This window comes from Paenibacillus sp. OK076 (assembly GCF_900110055.1).
Taxonomy (GTDB): Bacteria; Bacillota; Bacilli; order Paenibacillales; family Paenibacillaceae; genus Paenibacillus.
This window is the reverse complement of sequence record NZ_FOCH01000001.1, coordinates 1,795,525-1,814,752: the sequence shown is the minus strand read 5'-3', so window position 1 is coordinate 1,814,752 and position 19,228 is coordinate 1,795,525. Positions and strand designations below refer to the sequence as shown.

The 19,228-nt window shown below is 48.1% G+C and carries 14 protein-coding genes and 1 pseudogene; 8 read left to right on the top strand and 7 right to left on the bottom strand.

The genetic code is table 11. The annotated features are described in order from the left end of the window. The first annotated feature begins 106 nt into the window (after positions 1–106). From BMY78_RS08375 to BMY78_RS08345, 7 genes and pseudogenes are all read left to right on the top strand, one after another. The gene (locus BMY78_RS08375) at positions 107–1,396 is read left to right on the top strand and encodes a Gfo/Idh/MocA family oxidoreductase (protein ID WP_090896628.1); all 1,290 of its coding nucleotides are present in this window, start codon (positions 107–109) and stop codon (positions 1,394–1,396) included. 108 nt (positions 1,397–1,504) lie between these two features. Continuing rightward, positions 1,505–3,324, top strand: a pseudogene (locus BMY78_RS08370) (sensor histidine kinase). After that, positions 3,296–4,861 (top strand): response regulator, encoded by a 1,566-nt coding sequence (locus BMY78_RS08365; RefSeq protein ID WP_256222003.1) that lies wholly within the window; start codon positions 3,296–3,298, stop codon positions 4,859–4,861. The pseudogene BMY78_RS08370 and the gene BMY78_RS08365 overlap by 29 nt, the downstream one beginning before the upstream one ends. A gap of 121 nt (positions 4,862–4,982) precedes the next feature. Beyond that, positions 4,983–5,897, top strand: coding sequence for a carbohydrate ABC transporter permease (locus BMY78_RS08360; protein WP_090896620.1), 915 nt, complete (start codon positions 4,983–4,985; stop codon positions 5,895–5,897). Between the two features lie 4 nt (positions 5,898–5,901). Further along, positions 5,902–6,741, top strand: a complete 840-nt coding sequence (locus BMY78_RS08355; protein WP_090896617.1) for a carbohydrate ABC transporter permease — start codon at positions 5,902–5,904, stop codon at positions 6,739–6,741. Positions 6,742–6,829: 88 nt separating this feature from the next. Beyond that, positions 6,830–8,146 (top strand): ABC transporter substrate-binding protein, encoded by a 1,317-nt coding sequence (locus tag BMY78_RS08350; RefSeq protein ID WP_090896613.1) that lies wholly within the window; start codon positions 6,830–6,832, stop codon positions 8,144–8,146. 23 nt (positions 8,147–8,169) lie between these two features. Next, positions 8,170–9,816, top strand: coding sequence for an MGH1-like glycoside hydrolase domain-containing protein (locus BMY78_RS08345; protein ID WP_090896610.1), 1,647 nt, complete (start codon positions 8,170–8,172; stop codon positions 9,814–9,816). A gap of 162 nt (positions 9,817–9,978) precedes the next feature. Here BMY78_RS08345 and BMY78_RS08340 read toward each other — a convergent pair whose 3' ends face one another. Beyond that, on the bottom strand, positions 9,979–10,323 hold the full coding sequence (locus tag BMY78_RS08340; RefSeq protein WP_076289685.1) for a hypothetical protein: 345 nt from the start codon (positions 10,321–10,323) through the stop codon (positions 9,979–9,981). Positions 10,324–10,443: 120 nt separating this feature from the next. On the opposite strand from BMY78_RS08340, the gene BMY78_RS08335 reads away from it, so the two are divergent. After that, positions 10,444–10,842, top strand: a complete 399-nt coding sequence (locus BMY78_RS08335; protein WP_090896607.1) for a hypothetical protein — start codon at positions 10,444–10,446, stop codon at positions 10,840–10,842. A 236-nt stretch (positions 10,843–11,078) separates the two neighbouring features. Here the strand turns inward: BMY78_RS08335 and BMY78_RS08330 are convergent, their stop codons facing one another. The 6 genes from BMY78_RS08330 to BMY78_RS08305 all read right to left on the bottom strand — a co-directional run bounded on the left by BMY78_RS08330 (position 11,079) and on the right by BMY78_RS08305 (position 19,228). Continuing rightward, entirely contained in the window at positions 11,079–14,252 is a 3,174-nt protein-coding gene (locus tag BMY78_RS08330; protein ID WP_090896604.1) for a bifunctional cytochrome P450/NADPH--P450 reductase, read from the bottom strand. A gap of 375 nt (positions 14,253–14,627) precedes the next feature. Then, entirely contained in the window at positions 14,628–15,182 is a 555-nt protein-coding gene (locus BMY78_RS08325) for a glutathione peroxidase (protein ID WP_090896600.1), read from the bottom strand. Positions 15,183–15,441: 259 nt separating this feature from the next. Then, the gene (locus BMY78_RS08320; RefSeq protein WP_090896596.1) at positions 15,442–16,167 is read right to left on the bottom strand and encodes a LutC/YkgG family protein; all 726 of its coding nucleotides are present in this window, start codon (positions 16,165–16,167) and stop codon (positions 15,442–15,444) included. Beyond that, positions 16,157–17,674: a LutB/LldF family L-lactate oxidation iron-sulfur protein gene (locus tag BMY78_RS08315; RefSeq protein ID WP_090896592.1), complete on the bottom strand. Its 1,518-nt coding sequence runs from the start codon at positions 17,672–17,674 to the stop codon at positions 16,157–16,159. The genes BMY78_RS08320 and BMY78_RS08315 overlap by 11 nt, the downstream gene beginning before the upstream one ends. Beyond that, positions 17,671–18,399 carry a (Fe-S)-binding protein gene (locus BMY78_RS08310; protein ID WP_090896589.1) on the bottom strand — a complete coding sequence of 243 codons (729 nt, stop codon included), beginning with the start codon at positions 18,397–18,399 and terminating at the stop codon, positions 17,671–17,673. Before BMY78_RS08310 ends, BMY78_RS08315 begins: the two co-directional genes overlap by 4 nt. Before the next feature lie 67 nt (positions 18,400–18,466). Then, positions 18,467–19,228, bottom strand: a complete 762-nt coding sequence (locus tag BMY78_RS08305) for a DeoR/GlpR family DNA-binding transcription regulator (RefSeq protein WP_090896585.1) — start codon at positions 19,226–19,228, stop codon at positions 18,467–18,469.

The following is a 19,228-nucleotide window of genomic DNA, read 5'->3' as shown; positions in this document are numbered from 1 at the left end:
GAATTATAGCAAAATAAGCGGCATTTGAAAGCGATTACGCACAAAAAGCGGCGAAAGAAGTGCTTCCTTGTTATAGTCTAGAGCTATATTCAAGGAGGCGATAGACATGAGTAACAAAAAACGCTATGTATTGGTCGGAACAGGCGGCCGTGCTGAATTCTTCTATGGAGCATTAGCCCAAAATTTCAGGGAAACATCCGAACTTGCAGCTTTTTGCGATATTAACCAGATACGCATGAATTACGCCAATCAGTTGCTGAGGGAAAAATATAAATACAATGAGGTGCCAACCTATCCTGCAGATCAGTTCGATCAGATGATTGAGAACGAGAAGCCGGACTTCGTCATTGTAACCAGTATCGACCGCACCCACCACAAATACATCATTCGGGCAATGGAGCTTGGCTGTGATGTTGTGACCGAGAAGCCCATGACCATCGATGAACACAAATGTCAGGATATTCTTGATGCCGTCAAGCGGACCGGACAAAATATACGCGTCACCTTTAACTACCGCTATGCGCCGCACCATACCAAGATACGGGAACTGATTCAGAATGACACAATCGGAAAAGTGACTTCGGTCCACTTCGAATGGCTGCTGAATACGCGCCATGGCGCAGATTACTTCCGCCGTTGGCACCGGGACAAGCGTAATAGTGGCGGACTGCTCGTTCACAAATCCACGCATCACTTCGACTTGGTCAATTTCTGGATCGGTTCGCAGCCTGAGACCGTCTTCGCATTCGGCGATCTCATGTATTATGGTAGAGAGAACGCAGAGGAACGAGGCGTGACCCAGTTTTACACTCGTGCAACAGGCAACCCGATTGCGCAAGAAGATCCTTTTGCCCTGCACCTGGATTCGGATGCACATCTCAAAGCCATGTATCTGGATGCTGAACCGGAAGACGGCTACCAGCGGGATCAAAGCGTATTTGGAGATGGCATCAACATCGAGGATACGATGGGCGTTCTTGTCCAGTATCAGAACAAAGCCATTTTGACCTATTCACTGGTTGCATATCAGCCGTGGGAAGGCTACCGCATTGCCATTAATGGCACCAAAGGCCGGATCGAAATGAATATTGTTGAACAATCCTATGTTAACTCGCTGGGTGACAAAAATCTTGAAGGTGCATTGATTGGCAAAACACTGCGTGTCCTTCCCATGTTTGATGCCCCATACGAGGTTCAGGTCGAGGAAAAAGAAGGCGGCCATGGCGGAGGTGACCCTGTACTTCTGAATGATCTGTTTGGAGAGCCAGCGGAAGATCCCTACCACCGCGCTGCCAACCAATTCGACGGAGCAAGATCCATCCTCACCGGAATTGCAGCCAATCGCGCTATCGCAACTGGTTTACCTGTTCGCATCAACAATCTGGTACGTTTCTAGGAACGCAAGGCCGCTCCAACCCCATTTAATTCAAAGACTGCGTATAATACGCAGTCTTTTTCCCATTTTGACGATGGTCTTGAAGTCTATTCGCTTAAGGAGGAATCCATGTTTTTCTCATTAAAAAGCCGCCTGATCGCCTTTATCGTTGTGCTCTTCGTTCTCTGTTTTGGTACACTCTCCTTCCTACTCTTTAAGGAATCACGTACTGTGATTCGCTCTTACATTGAATCCTCTGCTCTTGAGAAGATGGAGGAATACGGCTCCTATGTCGATATGGTTCAGATGCAAATCTATGATGCAGCCTCTCTTGTTTTCAACAGCGATACCGCCAAGAACTGGGATAACGCGATGAGTGACCCCAACCTTCCTGAAGGGGAAAAGATGCTTGTCAATCTGGCGATGAGCCGTTTTCTGACCCAGGCTACGAACAGCTACACCAGTATCTCCGATGTATCCATCTATCGACGAAACGGGCTGAGGATTGGCAGTGAAAATCAAGTAACGACCGACCCTCTCTTCTTGCAAGAATTATGGTACAAAAATTTCTTTTTATCTCAGGGAATCACTGGCTGCCTGCACATACCGATCAACATGAAAACATAAGAGATCACGGCAACCCTGTAATTAGCCTGCTGATGCCCATTGGGACCTTTCACCATGCTACAGCCCAAAATGTGATGAAAATTAACGTCAACGAATCTTACTTTCTGGAACCGCTTAACCGAATCCATCTGGCCGAAAGCAGCACTATTTTTCTGCTGGGCGAACAAGGAAGCCCTATTCTTTCCCAACAGGCCAATCAGCTTGGTGCCGAAGCTTTAGCAGAAATCGATCAGATTCGGAACAACTCGCTCAAATCGGGTGTGGTGTACCTGAACAATGATGAAGGACAGCGTGACATTCTGGTATACAAAAAGCTGGGGCGTACGGGTTGGATGCTGGCGGGTCTGGCACCGGAAAAAGAGCTATACTCTTCTCTTCACAAACTTCAGAGTACCATTCTGGTGGTCACCATTGTTCTCATTCTCGTCTCTTTGTTTGCCGCTGCCTGGCTCTCTTATGGCGTCACCAAACCTTTAACACGACTGGTATTGGCCATGAGACAGGTACAGCGCGGCGCATTCGATCAAGCAGAGTCCCTTCTGCCTCCGGACAAAAATGTAAAAAGCGAAGTCAGTTATGTCATCTCCACTTTCCGCTACATGATCAGCCGATTGCGACAGCACATCCAGAACGAATTCGAGCTGAAGCTGCTCCGCCAGCAAGCTGAGTATAAAGCGCTGCTCATGCAGATGAATCCCCATTTTATGTTTAACACGCTGGAACTGGTGAGCAGTCTCGCCATGCAGCGCCGAACGGATGATACAGTTCGGGTCATAGAGGATCTAGGCAAAATGATGCGATTCTCCATCAATACAAGTGACGACAGGGTACAGCTTGCAGAGGAACTGGCTTATATCCGCCACTATATCTCCATTCTGCAAACTCGTTTCGGTCATAAGCTGGACATTACTCTGACACAGGAAGGCAGGCTGAATTCTCTGGTCATCATCAAATTTATTCTTCAGCCGCTTATTGAGAATGCCGTCAAATACAGCTTCCAGCATCAGACGACGGCAGAGGTACACATCCGGATCTCCAGACGGAATAACCACCTGCATTTCAACATTTCAGACAATGGGCCCGGGCTTCCAGCCGAAATCATTCAGAAAATTCATGATCCTGTTGAAGCATCTCAGCTGGAACCCCTATTGCGAAGCCAAAGCTGGCACATTGGGCTCGGTAATGTAGTTGCACGCTGCCGCTTGCATTACGGAAGTCTGTTTAACATTCAGATCGAGAACGGAGAGCATAACGGCACGTCTATTGAACTGATTCTACCCTCACAGGAGGAATATGATGTACAACGTATTGATCGCAGATGACGAGATCGAGGTTCGCGAAGGACTAAAATTGAAAGTGAACTGGCAAGACTTGGGTTTTGTCATTTCAGGTGAAGCGGCAAACGGCATCGAAGCGGAAGAGCTTCTGAAAGCTGAACATTTTAACTTGTTAATTACAGACATGAACATGCCTGTCATGGATGGCGTCCAATTACTGGACGTTTGCCGAAGCCTTAATCCTTCCATTCAAATTATGATCATCACTGGATATGAAGATTTCCACTATGCCAGAGCAGGTGTGCGCAGCCAGGCCATGGACTATTTGCTGAAGCCTGTAACCCGGGATGAACTGAAAACCACTTTAAATAAAATCAAAGATGAGTTGGATAAAAAGAAACAGCTGCATGGCGATTCCGAAATGATGCAATGGCGTCTCTCCCAGTATTACAAAGAAATGAAGCAACGTTTCCTGCTTGATCTTGTTAGGGGTCATCGCCTCTCACCTTCTTCACTGCCAGAGCGGATGCGGCTGTTTCATCTGGAATCCTGGCAGGATCACAGCGTCTGTTTCATCACCGCTGGCATGCGAAACTCCGGTATGCAGACTGCCTCAGGGGAACGTATTCCCGAAACGCTTCACCTTCCCTTTGAGCTGCTTTGTCACGAAATAGCCCAGTCTTATCCAGATAATGTACAAGTGTTCCATGACGGAGCCCACCCCGGTATTATGCATTTCATTACATTGGAAGGTATTCAGCACGAATTTGCTCAGCAGATCACAGCACAGACCCGCTCTGTCTTAACGATGGATGTACAAGTTGGATTGGGATTGTCCGTGTCTGGGTTTGAGCGCTGGAAAGAAGGCTATATTCATTCCCTATTGGCATGGAACTCTGCTGGACGCAAAGGTGCACAGGACCGTGTACCCGAAGTAGATCATAGTCCATTACTTCCTGAGGAAACCAGTCGCATGCTGCATCGTTGCCTCATTCGTGGAGAGCTGGATACCTTCCGCAGCGTGATTCGAAAGGAGCTTGCTGACTCATTTCGGATATCCACTTCCCATATGATCCGAAGCCTTTTTCAAATTTCATTATTGTTCGAACAGGAATCCTCGTGGATTTCCCCGGAATGGGTGCTTTGGCTAAAAACTCCAGACCAGGCAGAACTGCTGCTGATGCATTGGGCGGAAGATTTTGTGAATCAACAGCAGCCATCCGAGGTTGGAGAAGATACGGTCATTGAATCGGCCAAACGATATATCGAGGAAAATTACATGCTGGAACTGACATTAACTTCGTTAGCTGAGCAATATAACTACAACTCTACCTATTTTTCAGAGATATTCAAAGAAGCTGCCGGCATCTCTTTTATTCAATATGTAACCGAGGTGCGAATGAAACATGCCATACGTTTACTGAGGGAAACCCAACTAACCGTCTGGGATGTTACAGAGCTGACAGGCTTCCGTTCTCCAAGCTATTTCAGTTCAAAATTCAAAAAAAAGTTCAACATAAGTCCTTCAGATTATCGTTTGATGCACTCCGAAAAAATTGATAATCATGATCCGAAGAAATGAGATTCCGGCTTCTCCTCCTCCCCGGTATGATGAATTTACCAAGAGAATCACTGCAAACATTGTAAGCGGATTCAACAGCGGTGATCACGAATTCACATCCAACCCTGAAGGGAGGCCTATGATGAGAAAGCTGTCCAAGCCGTTATACGGCCAGCAGAATATGACTGCCTATTTGTTTCTGCTGCCCTGGCTCATCGGACTTTTCTGTCTGACACTCGGACCGATGGTTGCGTCGCTCTACCTGTCCATGACGAAATTTAATTTGTTATCATCACCCACGTGGACGGGGCTCAGCAACTATGTCCAGATTTTTACCGAAGACGATACCTTTCGCAGATCTTTGGGGCTAACGTTTTATTATGTATTTCTATCCGTTCCACTAAGGCTTGCCTTCGCCCTGCTTGTAGCGATGGCACTGAACAAAGGGATTCGGGGTCTCGGCTTATACCGAACCGTGTATTACATCCCTTCCCTATTGGGAGGCAGCGTCGCTATTGCGATCGTCTGGCGTCAGATTTTCGAAGGAAATGGTTTGGTCAATCAGTTTCTGAGTTGGTTCGGAATCACCGGACCCGCCTGGATTGCCCATCCCGATTATGTGGTCTATACGATCGTCACACTCTCTGTATGGCAGTTCGGTTCGGCCATGGTTATTTTCCTGGCTGGCCTAAAGCAAATTCCAGCCGATTTATATGAAGCTTCGGACGTCGACGGGGCCGGAAAGGTACGCCAATTCTTCGGCATCACACTTCCGATGCTCTCGCCTGTTATTTTTTTCAACCTGATCATGAGCATGATCCATTCGTTTCAAGCCTTTACACCCGCTTATGTGATCGGGGATGGACGCGGAGGCCCGCTCGACGCCACAATGTTCTATACCTTGTACCTGTATCTGAAAGGCTTCTCGTTCTTTGATATGGGTTATGCTTCGGCCCTGGCGTGGATCATGCTGGTCATTATCGGGGTATTCACCGCAATCGTCTTTCTCACCTCGAAGTTCTGGGTGTTCTATGGCGATAATCAGGAAGGGAGATAGTCACATGCCACTAAAGCGACGTTTGGTTCAAGCCGGGAGGCATGCCGCCATTATCCTCTTCGGTCTGCTGATGTTGTATCCGGTGTTATGGTTAATTCTCAGTTCATTTAAACCGAATCATCTCATCTTCACGAGTAGCAGCCTGATTCCAACCAGCTTTACTCTCGATCATTTTGTGAATGGCTGGAAAGGATTGCAAGGGGTGTCGTTTGGCCGTTTCTTCGGCAACTCGGCGCTGATCTCGGTCATGAGTGTGCTGGGAAATGTGATTTCTTGTTCCCTTGCAGCCTACGCCTTTTCCAGATTGAAGTTCAAGTTCAAAGGCCTGTGGTTCAGCATTATGCTGGTCACAATCATGCTTCCTTACCATGTAACCCTGGTACCTCAGTACATTCTGTATAACGAGCTGCATTGGATTAATACGTATTTCCCGCTCATTCTGCCCAAGTGGCTGGCACAGGATTCCTTCTTCATTCTGCTCATGGTTCAATTCATCCGTGGTATCCCACGGGAGCTGGATGAGAGTGCAACTATTGATGGTTGCGGGCAATCGCAGATTTTTTTCAGAATCGTGGTGCCGCTTCTCGTTCCTGCCCTGATCACAACAGCGATCTTCACCTTCATCTGGAGCTGGGATGATTTCTTTAGTCAGATGATCTACCTGAGCAAAATTGATCTGTTTACCGTACAGCTTGGGATTCGGTCGTTATTCGATCCATCGGGACAATCGGATTGGGGCGCACTGCTCGCCATGTCCACGCTGTCTCTGCTGCCTGTGACCATTATCTTTCTGGTATTTCAGCGTTATTTTCTAGAGGGGATTGCAACGACTGGGCTGAAGTGATTACGAAATTACGAAAATACCTGTCCAGACGCAATACGTGTACAACAGATATTATGTTTTTCATTATCCATCGTCAGGGGGATTTCTCATGTTCAAACGATTAATGATCACTGTTATAGCTTCGCTCCTGTTATTGGTAACTGCCTGCTCTGGAACGGATCATACCGGCGCTGATGAGCAGACAGAAACGAAGACAGCTGAAGACGGGCAAGTCGAATTGCGCATGATGTGGTGGGGCGATCAAAAACGGGCAGATATTACGAATGAAGCCCTGAAGGTTTTTCAGGAGAAACATCCGAATATTAAAATTGTAGGTGAATTTGCGCCTTCCTCCGGATATTTCGACAAGTTGAATACTCAGTTGGCATCAGGCACAGCACCGGATATTTTCTTCCTTGGAGGTAATGTGGTTGACTATGCCAAGAAGGATGTGCTTTTGAACCTGGACCCTTATGTCGGTAGTGAACTGAATCTGGATGGCATGGATGCCAGCATGGTTGACTACGGGCGTCTTGATGGGAAGTTGCAGCATATTTCCGCGGGTGCGAATGCACGGGGCATTGTCGTCAATCAGGCGCTGTTCGATCAAGCGGGAATCCCTTTGCCAGCTTCGGATTGGACTTGGGAAGATTATGCTGCAATCAGCAAGGAGCTGTCCGACAAGCTCGGCAAGGGCTTTTATGGAACCTATAATTTCACGGTTGATGGTATGGACATCTTTTTGAAACAACGCGGCAAACAGCTATATGATATGAAGAACGGCACGCTCGGATTTGCAAAAGAAGACATTTTGGAATGGTTCATTTACTGGGAGCAGGCTTCCAAATCCGGAGGTGTGGTCACGTCTGAATTGCAGGTTTCCAATCCACCGGATGATACGAGTAAATCCTTGCTTATTACGGGCAAGGCGGCGATGAGCCTGCTTCCTTCGAATCAACTGGCTGCTTTCCAGAGCCTCACGGAAGATAAGTTAATTCTTTTGCCTGTACCACGGGGGCCAAAAGGAACTGGGGTTGTATTTGAATCCAGTCAGGGGTTGTCCGGTTATGCAAATACCAAACATGCAAAAGAAGTCGCCATCCTGATGGATTTCTGGATTAATGATCCGGACGCAGCCAAAATTCTCGGCAACGACCGCGGCGTGCCCGTTACGGAAGCCAACCGCAATCTGCTTCAGCAAGAAGCGGGACCTGTTGAAGAGATTGTATATAATTACACCAGCTTTGTATCTGAAGCTACGAAAACGGAGCCTTTTGACGTGAGTTATAATCCTCCGGGATTCGCTGAATTCTCCAAGCTGGCCCAGACAACCAACCAGGAAATCGGCTTCGGCCGAAAAAGTGTGGAGCAAGCCGTGACTGACTTTTATAATGGCACCGTAAGAATTTTTGAATCCAATCAGTAATTAACCGCTTCAAGGAGGTCAACATGACAGAAGCCCTGCTAAACAAGCTGCGGCAGATCTCGATCCACGATCATGTGCAGCCAGGTAAACCGGAAGATCAAAAGTTAATACAGGAATGGCAGGCGTCGGGTGTTCGATTCGCGGCATCCGGCGGACGATTGGAAGCGACTTATTATTCCGCTTTGGAGAAGTTACTGACTTGCATTGTGCCCTTGAACGGCAGTGAGCCAATTCTTCAGGAAGGTGGCATCTATCTGGGTTGCTGGCTGGAGAGTACGGGCACCATTAATGCGGAGCTGCTGTCACGTCTGATTCCTTCTGTATCGGAAACGACCTATCTTGCTTTTGCCCGACACCAAAGAGAAGACGGATTGCTGCCTTATAAGCTAACGGAGAACGGCCCATCCTTTCGCCAGATTCAGCTCGTTACACCCTTGGCGCGAAGCGTATGGAACCACTACCAGCTTCATGGAAAGAACCGATCCTTCCTGAAGACCATGTACAAGGCCATGGTACAATACGACGAATGGATTGCAACGTATCGCGATACCCGAGGGACCGGCTGTGTGGAGGCATTTAGCACCTTTGATACCGGGCATGATCTGTCCCCGCGGTTCTGGCACGTTCCGGATACACCATATATGAATGATGCTGCGTCCTACCATCCGGACTCTCCAGTCCTGCCTTTTTTGGCACCAGACTTGACCGCCAATATATATTGTCAGCGCATGTATTTATCCCGAATGGCTGAGGAACTTGGAGAGTCTGGTGGTGAATGGAAAGAAAAAGCTGAAGCCAGTCTCGAAAGTCTCTTCCGCTACTGTTACGACGAAGAGGATATGTTCTTCTACGACCGGGATCGCAATGACGAATGGGTCAGAGTACAGTCCGATGTGCTGCTGCGTGTGATGGCCTGCGAGGTGGGCGACCGTGAATTATTTGATAACATGCTGCGCCGGTATTTGCTGAACACAAGCAAGTTTTTTGCCAAATACCCGTTTACCTCCATGTCGATGGATGATCCACGGTTCGATCCGTTCTCCTCTTATAACAGCTGGGGTGGAGCATCCAACTTCCTGAGTCTGATCCGTTCACCCCATGCATTTGAATATCACCATCGCTATGTGGAATTGACCTGGGTGCTGCAACCCATCCTGTCGTCCCTCTCCAAAGCAACTCGCTTTGCGCAGGCTTTAAGCCCATGGACCGGGGAGGAGGGTTTTACCGAAACCTACTCCCCCTCCATTCTTTGCCTGCTTGATTATGTGGAACGGTTATGCGGCATTATGCCGGTTGGATCGGACCAACTGTGGTTTACCGGTCTTCTCCCCATCGACATGGATCATGGCGAAGAAGTCGCTGGTCATACAGCGTATAGCCGCACGGTGAATGGACTGCATTTTGAATTGGTGAACACACCAGAACGAGTAACGGTATATCAGGATGGTAAGGCTCTTATGGAAGGGCCAGCAGGAATTCGATTCATTACGGATCGTAGTGGACATTTGGAAGGTGTCATCGGTATGAGCGTGCGCACGATTGAAGGTGAACTGATCTATCGAGGAAAATGCATTCCGTTTCGAATCAAAGGAAATGAACTCCAGCGATATATTGAGGGAAACTTGAAAACAGAACGGGATATCGGCATCATCTTTCCTTCTTATTGCTAGTGCGTTGAAGTAAGTAGTGTGCTCTCCACAGAAACATTAACAAAGCCATTCCCGATGAATAGTTGCAACACCAAAAGCGCAAGTGGCAAGGGTAGCTCCCCTGTACTTGCGCTTTTCCGATTTGATATCCTGATGAACTATCCACGAAAATAAATTTTCCGTTTATGCTTTCCGCTCCCACGCAGGGTGGCGATAGAACTCAATCGTATCTATATAGTTCACCGTGTACTTCTGTTCAACATCCGACAGCTCCAGCAGCTTTCTGTCCATTTGTTTCAAACCCATGACCACATCATGTCGGAGGAGGTCCATTGCGATTTTGCCTACAAAGCCGCCTTCCATCTCTTTATGTTTATTCCGAAATTCTTCATTATAGATCAGTTCCGGTGTAAACGATGCTTCAACAAATGCGTTAACAAGCGTAAGTTCATTACCCTCCATCTGTACCGCGATATAATAGTTGCCACGTTCATCGCGAATGAGGTCTTTATACATTTCCACGTCCATCTGAATCACTCCCTATATCTTAAGTTGTACCTTATCATGAGTAACATGGGCGCCATTTCGCTCACCTCTTGCCCTCGTCCATTCATATAGTAGGTATAAATGGCGAACGGAGGATTGCTTATGAATTGGCACCAACTTCATACAGGAAAAACACTTCAGCAGCGTCTGGCCGAGTTCCAGGGACATCTGGCAGAACTGAATGCTCCATTGTCCGGTCTGGAACCTGGAATAATTAGAAAAGTATATCCGCGCAATTTCATCAAAGTCAATCGGCAGTTATTTATTCCACTCAGCTTGTTTTCCATTCGTGTATTTGATGTACCACGAGCACGGCGAGGCATACGGGTAGGCATCCGCACGGTATTTCCATCCCGGAATGCATTTAACAATATCCGACTTGTTGGTGTTGGACTGGATTACATTGAGCTGCAGGGAAAGGGTAAATTCTCCTCACGTATTCTCTTTCCGCTAACTCAGGTCGAATCGATCTATCGCCCAACGAATAAAAAGAAGAAATAATGAGGCCAGACTTCGCTGAATTCATATCTGTCTGTACTTGCAATCTTGATTAGAAGAACGATCCATACCCTGGATCTATCCCATGTCATGATATGCATATTTCTCTTCCCTAGTATAACTCATAGGTGCATTAGTCTGCTCGGATATTGTGCCATAGCAAAAAGCGGTGAGCACAGGACCCTTCTGTGTCTCACCGCGTAGATGCCTATCAATGATTGAAATCAGGAACGTATCACTCAGATACCTGTCCACACATCTTTGGCATAACGACCTTCCTGCTGCAAACGTTCTAACCACGCATCGGCTTGCTCCGTGGAGTTGCCGCTGACATCAGCGTACGCTTTCTTGAGTGTTGCTTCAACATCAGGTGCCATCTTGCTGCCATCGCCGCAAACATACAGATGTCCACCCTGTTCGAGCAGCGGAATCAGCTTGTGGGCATCATCTCTCATTAGATGCTGCACGTAACATTTCTCTTCCCCGTCCACACGGGAGAATGCGGTATGAAGCTGGACAAGACCCTCTTGCTCGGCTGTTTCGAGTTCATTTTTATACAAATAGTCATGTTCAGGGTTGCGACATCCAAAATACAGATGGGCCTCACCCACCTGCTGACCTTGTTCCTTCAATACACGTCTTGCCTGCAGGAAACCGCGGAATGGAGCCACACCCGTCCCCGGACCAACCATAATGATTGGGGCCTCTGCATTTTCCGGCAGTTCGAACCCGGACTCGGGCGTGCGTATGAACATGACTACCTCTTCACCCGGCTTCAGGTTCGCCAAATAGTTGGACGCTATGCCTTTATATTCTCCCTGACCGCTCCACGCCGGAGCACGAACTACGCTGACGGTTATGCTGGCCTGCTCAGGCTGCACTCGTGGTGAACTGGAGATTGAATAATATCGGGCTTTCAGGGAAGGCAGCAGTTCCAAAAACCGTTCAAAAGGCAGTTCACATGCTTCGTATTTTACCAAATAATCCAGCATGGATATCCGTTTCTTACGTACTTCTTCCATGTATACAGACTCATCAAGAAGTGCTTCGAGCTCCTTCTTATGCGGTGGACATACCGTGTACGCCGCGAGTTCCCTCAGTTGGGCCCGAGTTGCCGCTTCCTGAAGTTCCACACTGTGACTGAGCAGATCGACCAAATTAACCGGTTGGTGCAATGGCAGATGAGCGGCGCTGCGACCGGAGGCATCCAGAACCAGATGTTCCGTGCCTGTGAATCCATATCGTTTCAGTACTCGTTCTACGAGCTCAGGCGGGTTTTGCGGTAAAATGCCCAGGTGATCGCCTTCCTTATACGTTGCGCCTTCAGGCAGTTTAATCTCCAGATGACGTGTGCTTCGTTCACTGCCCGCATCGTGAAGTTCCCGATTCTCAAGGAGTTCAGCAACATGTGCATCATACGTATCCGCGAGCGGCGTTACTGCCAGTCCGCTGACAAACTGTACAGACAAGGAGCTGCGCTCACTACCTGAGCTAGTGTTCAACTTGAGGCCCAGAGTTCGTGCCAGATCCGGCCATAGTTGCTCGGTCCAGTCTCCAACCTGTTTCTCAAAGTCCCCGCTGGCATCACTTTCTCCGATCGGTGATAACCGTTCTGCTCCTTTGGAAGATAACTGCTCATCAATCAATCGCGGGATACGCTGGTACGTGCTGGCCCAGTTGTGATCCCCACATCCGAGAACAGAGAATCGAACCCCTTGGAATTCCCCTGCATCCGCATGTTCAATCCACTCGACGAAGTCTTTGGCATTGCTTGGTGGCTGACCATTGTAGGATGCACTCACAATGATGACGACGCCTTCCTTGGGCAGTTTGCCAACACGATCATCCAGAGTAGCAACCTCGCTGCGGAAACCTTGGTATCTTGCGGTATCTGCGATTTCACGCGCAATGCCTTCCGCGGTCCCGAGATTGGAGCCATACAGGACGAGCATTGGGGTATGATGGGCATTTGCCGTATCCGGCTCTTGTCGTTTGGCCACCGGAGTTGGTTCCTCCACGGCAACACCCGGAACAGCCATGACTGGTTGACCCCCGCGTGCACGAACACGGATCGTGAAGTTATCGGGTTTGAGCGTCAGCGTTTCTTTCACTTTCAACTGATAGTCTGCATGATCGATGAAATCAAAATGCTTCAAAACCATGCCCAGCACAAGTGTTGCTTCCTGAAGGGCAAACTGCTGACCAATGCAGGCCCGCTGACCATTACCAAAAGGTTTATAGGCATCATGTGGCACCTTGCTCGGATCTTCAAACCGTTCCGGACGGAATGCCTCCACATCGTCACCCCACGCATCGCGGTCCCGGTGCAGCTTGGGAATGAGCACACTGACACTATCCCCTTTTTGCAAAGGATATTTACCGTCCAGAACGATATCTTTCTTCGCGTATAAGGAGAATGCCGGAGCCGTAGGCCACAACCGCAATGCTTCATTCAAAACCATGCGAACATATTTCAGATTGCGAACCTGATTGTATGTCGGGACCGGATCTTTCAGAATCTGATCTGCTTCAGCTTGAGCCTTGGCGAGTGTATCTGGATTTTTCATTAAATAATAGATGGCAAAGGACAACAAGCCACTCGTCGTCTCATGTCCAGCAATCAGGAAGGTGATGATCTGGTAACGGATATTTTCATCGTCCAGCGTTTCCCCGGTTTCCGGGTCTTTCCCGCTAAGCATATGGGATAACAGATCGTCTGCCCCTTCCTGGGGCTGCTCCTTGCGCTCCGCAATAATATGATCCACCAGAGAGAACATCGAACGAATATCCTGCTCAAACTGTTTCTTCTTGGTGATCATCAGCTTGTCTTGTAGACGCAAACGCTGCAAAGAACTCATCGATTCGTCCAATGCCCGCACCATGCTGGTAATGAAAGGATGGGGCTCTTCCCGATAAAAGCTGTTAAATCGATAGTTGAACCCACACAGTCCAATCGTATCCAGGGTGAGACGAGTCATATCATCGGGTACGTTAACCGTCTCGTCCGGGTTCAATCTGGACCACTTCTGCACGAGCTGTACAGCGAGATCGATCATTTTATTGTGATACCCCTGCATCGCACGCTGGCTGAAGCTAGGCAGCAGCACATTGTGAGCTTTTTTCCAATTAGGTTCTTGTGTCCAGCTCGTAAACAGGCCATCCCCGGCAAATGCACGAACCTTCTCCAGCGGTGCCCATACACGTTTATCGAATTTGGATTCGTCGCTTACCTCGGCTACCAGTTCGTGACCTGATATATACAACTCACTTCGTCCAGGATACTCCATTCTAAAAATGGGTCCATACTCTTCAGCGAGTTTCACCAGGGATTGTACAGGCTCATCGGTATTTAACTGTGGTAAGTTTCCTAAAGGGCCAAAAGTTTTAGGTTGGGGAACTGAAATTTGCGCCATAATACTCACTCCTCTTCCAAGTAATACGTTCAACTAAATAATACCTTCGTTCAATTAAGACTTCAGATCAACAGACATGCCTTCATTTTCTGCAAATTTTCATATTTCATCCAGATAACCTAAAAATCATTCCGGAACCAATTGACCGAAATAGTATATTGGTCATTTTAGAATAAAAAAAATGGGTTCCTTCGTTATCTCTCTTTTACCCTAACATTTCCAGTCCTAATCTTCAACAGTCTCAAAGTCGTAGGACCAATGGGTATCCATCCGAATTGGCATGAGTAAAATTCCCTTTGGTCCATTAATATAAAAAATATTTAGCTCTGAACGAACACTAGAATTTTGAAGATACACAGTTCGCTCAAACTCAAACTAGGCCTGTCTCAGCAAATCCCGAATCGCGGACTCCATCGCTATCGGTGCAACTGTAGTCTCATAGCGGACACTCACTTCCCCGGTTCGATCAATCAGAAATTTGGTGAAATTCCATTTGATCCCGTCTCCCCGGTATAAATCGGGATGTTTCTCCTTGACGAATTGATCCATCCACCGACCTTCTTCCGACTCCATATCATAACCTTCAAATGGGGCAGCTTCGACCAGATCGCGAAACACAGGGTGTATGGATTGTCCGGTAACCTCGATCTTCTCAAAAATCGGAAAGGATATATGAAAATGATTCCTGCAATACTGAGCTATCTCATCACTGCTGCCCGGCTCCTTGTGATTAAATTGATCACAGGGAAACGCCAGGATCTCCAGCCCTTGATCACGATACTGCTCATACAGGTGCTGAAGCTCCGTAAATTGTCGAGAGTAACTGCACTTGCTGGCTGTATTCACAATAAGCAGCACCTTCCCCTCATAAACAGATAAATCACCCGCGTGTCCATCCATAAATGGAACCTGATAAGAAAATATGCTCATTCATAACGCCTCCTTGGTCGGGTCTCACATGAACCCTCTCTTGAAATGGATTATACGCCGCTTCTCTTGATAGGTTAAATATATAATAATTATAATATTAATAGCCTTTATCTATAAAATATCTTATCTGCTGCCATATGATTAGATGGCTCATTATCCTTTTCATATTGGACATACTAGACATAGAAAAAACTGCCCTTCGCAGACAAAAAGGCTGCTTTTGGACAGTCATTCGTGAGGTGAAGCATTTCGAATGGTGTTACCCCATAATAAGACCATAGACAATCCCCGGTCCATGTACCCCAATCGTCAAATCATTTTCAATATCGGAAGAACGACTGGGACCGGATATAAAATGAATGCCTGCGGGAAGATTCTCTCTTCCCGCTTCATCGAAGCGATCAAGCGTTTCACCGAGCCTGGTGTAGAGCCGTTCAATCGGAATAATAATGATGAGTACGGTGGGCAATAGACTCACTGAGCGTCCCTTTTCTGGCGAAGAAAGCACCGTGACGGAACCCGTATATGCTGTTGCATAATCCGCCATGACTACACCGATATCTGCCTCGGCTGCCCGTGCCTTCCAGTTCTCCTCTGCTTGGCTGTTCCATACAGAAATCTGCACATCGGGGAGTTGCTCTTCCAATCCAAGTTCGGTCAGCGCCTGTTCATTCTGACGTATGATATATTTCGCGCTTAATTCATGAGATTTGTTAGCGATGAAATCCGAGGCTTCGCCAATGTCTCTTACCCGCGCAATATGAGCACCTACACTCACAAAATTATCGGTAAATGCCTGTATGCGCTTATCTATGTCCCAATCCAGATCCGTCCAGAATGCGGGTGCACCGCGAAAAGGTTGAGTCGGAGCATGTGTCTGCCGTGGTCTTCTCAATTTGGACGCAATATCATTCATAAAGTGTTCCTGCTTCGCACGGGACTTCTTCTCCAATTGCTCCAGCCATTCCTGATGTTCAGTGTTCATGTTGACCACCGCCCCCCTCGCGCTCACGCAGAATCTGTTCCATTCGGTCCCGAACGGAAGAATCCATCTCTTTCTTCTCCTGATTCAGCTCCTGATCCAGCTTGTTCCACTGCTGCCGGAAGGAACGCTTCGCGAGGCTTGGCGCAACCCGATAGCTGTTCCAGCCCTTGAGGGGCCCAAGTTTAAGTGAAATTCCGTTATTACGCACAACGGCTTTCTGACCAATCTGTCCGAGACGTATAGCCGCTCCGAATCGTTTGGAATTGGATACAACCGCTGCAAAACCTTTCATGCCAACACTCTCAAGTTTGTTGCCATGACCCTCTTCCACCTTGCGTCTGCGTAAATATACGAGCATATCATGCAGCGGAATTTTGACCGGACAGGCTTCATAACAGGCTCCGCACAGACTGGAAGCACCCGCAATGTCGTTCCATTCATCAATATTGCCATTGAGTGCAGGTGTCAGCACCGCTCCGATCGGTCCGCTGTAGGTTCCACCATAGGCATGCCCGCCGATATGACGATATACCGGACAAGCGTTCAGACAGGCCCCGCAGCGAATACAGTTCAACAGCTCCTGGAATTCGGGATCACCCAACTGGAGTGAACGTCCATTATCCACGATAATAATGTGCATTTCATCTGGTCCGTCCCCATCTTCTGTTCGACGAGGACCGGTTATGCCTGACATATACATCGTCAATTTTTGACCTGTCGCGGAGCGTGGCAGAAGGGTCGCCATCACCTCGAGATCCGTCCAGGATGGAATGATACGCTCCATGCCCATTAAGGTAATCTGTGTTTTTGGCACGGTGGATACCATGCGGGCATTGCCTTCATTTTCAAATAGGACCATGGAACCTGTCTCCGCAATGGCAAAATTGCAGCCAGTCATGCCAATATCGGCTTCAAGAAATTTCTCCCGCAGCTTTTTGCGTACAAATCCGGCAAGTACGGTGGTGTCCGGTTCCAGAATTTCTCCCGCTTCCTTGGATAACAGGTCCGCAATCTGGTAACGGTTTTTGTGAATAGCCGGAATGACGATATGAGATGGAGCTTCACCCGCTAATTGAATGATGTATTCACCCAGATCGGTCTCTATCGCTTCAATACCTGCGGACTCCAAAACATGATTGAGATGCACTTCTTCGGACACCATCGACTTGGATTTCACCACGGTGGAAGCCTGCTTGTGGGCCGCAATATCCAGTGCAATCGCCGCTGCCTCTGCCGAAGTATCGGCAAAATGAATATGAACCCCATTGGCGCGTGCATTATTGACGAATTCATTAAGGTAATAATCCAGATGTGCGATCGTATGCAGACGAATCTGACGTCCACGTTCACGCCATTCTTCCCAGTTGCCATGTTCTTCCGATGCAGACTTCTTGCCATTACGCAATCGCTCTGTCGTAAACTTGACGGCTTTCCGCAGGAAATCATCATTCAAAGCCAGTTCTGCACGTTCTTTGACGGTAACATCCATTACGCCGGGTTGACTCATCCTGTTTGCACCCCCTCGTACAGCAGTTCGGCCAAATGCATCACACGTACTGGTTCATTCCGATACCGCAGATTACCTGCGATATTCATCAGACAGGCCATATCCAGTCCTACCAATACTTCGGCTTCCGTCTCTTTGATGTGATCTACCTTTTCTGTGACCATGGCACCAGATATATCCGGCATTTTGATGGCAAAGGTACCACCAAAGCCGCAGCAGTCCTCTCCGTAAGGAAGGGGGACAAATTCCAAACCTTTTACTGCCGAAAGTAATGCCATAGGCTCATCCTTTACGCCTAACAAACGGCTGCCATGACAGGAGGGATGATATGTAACCTTGTGCGGAAAATGTGCACCCAAATCGGTGATGCCAAGCACCTGAACGAGAAACTGTGTGAATTCGTAGGCTTTGGCTTCCAAACGTTTAGCCTTCTCCAGCCATACAGGTTCATCGACAAACAGCTCTGGATAATGATGAATCATGTACGTACAGGAGCCCGAAGGACAGACGACAAAATCACTGTCATCAAAGGCTTCCATAATCGTTTTGGCGGCTACCCGTGTCTCATCCCAATACCCGCTGTTGTAGGAAGGCTGACCGCAGCAGGTCTGCACGGGCGGGAAATCCAACCGAACGCCGTGAGCGGCGAGCAATCTCACCATCGCCTCCCCCACACGGGGATATATGGCATCGCTGAGGCAGGTAATGAATAAGGAGACCTTCATAATTACACGCTCCTATAACTGATGAATTGTTGTTATAACGCATATACGTATCGAATATCGTATTGTTTTATACCGTTGTGATTGAGATATCATAGCTGTTCAGTCGTTCTATCACATCTTCATCAAGCGACTGATCCGTGATCACCGCATGAACCGCATTTAACCCGGTTACCCGGGCAAATGCACGAACCCCAAACTTGCTCGTATCTGCAAGCAAAATGACCTGGTCGGATATACCGACCATTTTCTGCTTCAACCGTGCCTGAAGCTCATTGGATTCACTGATTCCGCCGCCTTCCAGATGCACACCTTTACAAGACAGAAACAATTTATCGACATGATATGTCTCCAGAGAACGTTCGGCGAGCGGTCCAACAAAAGACAGAGATCGTTGGGCCAACTGGCCTCCCGTCGAGATGACTTCAATCTTGTCCCTGCTGCTCAGTTCGGTGGCTACCTGTATGGAGTTGGTCAATACGGTCAGTGGCATATCCGGCATATTGGCCGCCATATACCCTGCTGTTGTGCTGGCATCCAGTAGAATTCGATCACCCGGACGAATCATGGATAGAGCCGACTGGGCAATTCTTTTCTTTTCCTCAGCATGTGTTGTTTCCCTTACCCGGTAAGGGATCTCCGGCTGCTCTTCCTTCACGCTAACAGCTCCGCCATGGGAACGACGCAGTCGCCCTGCTTGCTCCAGCCGGTCCAGATCTCGCCGAATGGTCTCTTCTGTTACCCGGCAGTGCTCACTAAGCTCGGAGACACGCATGCTGCCCTTAACATTAACCATCTCCACAATCCGGTCATAGCGCTCTGCTGCCAGCAT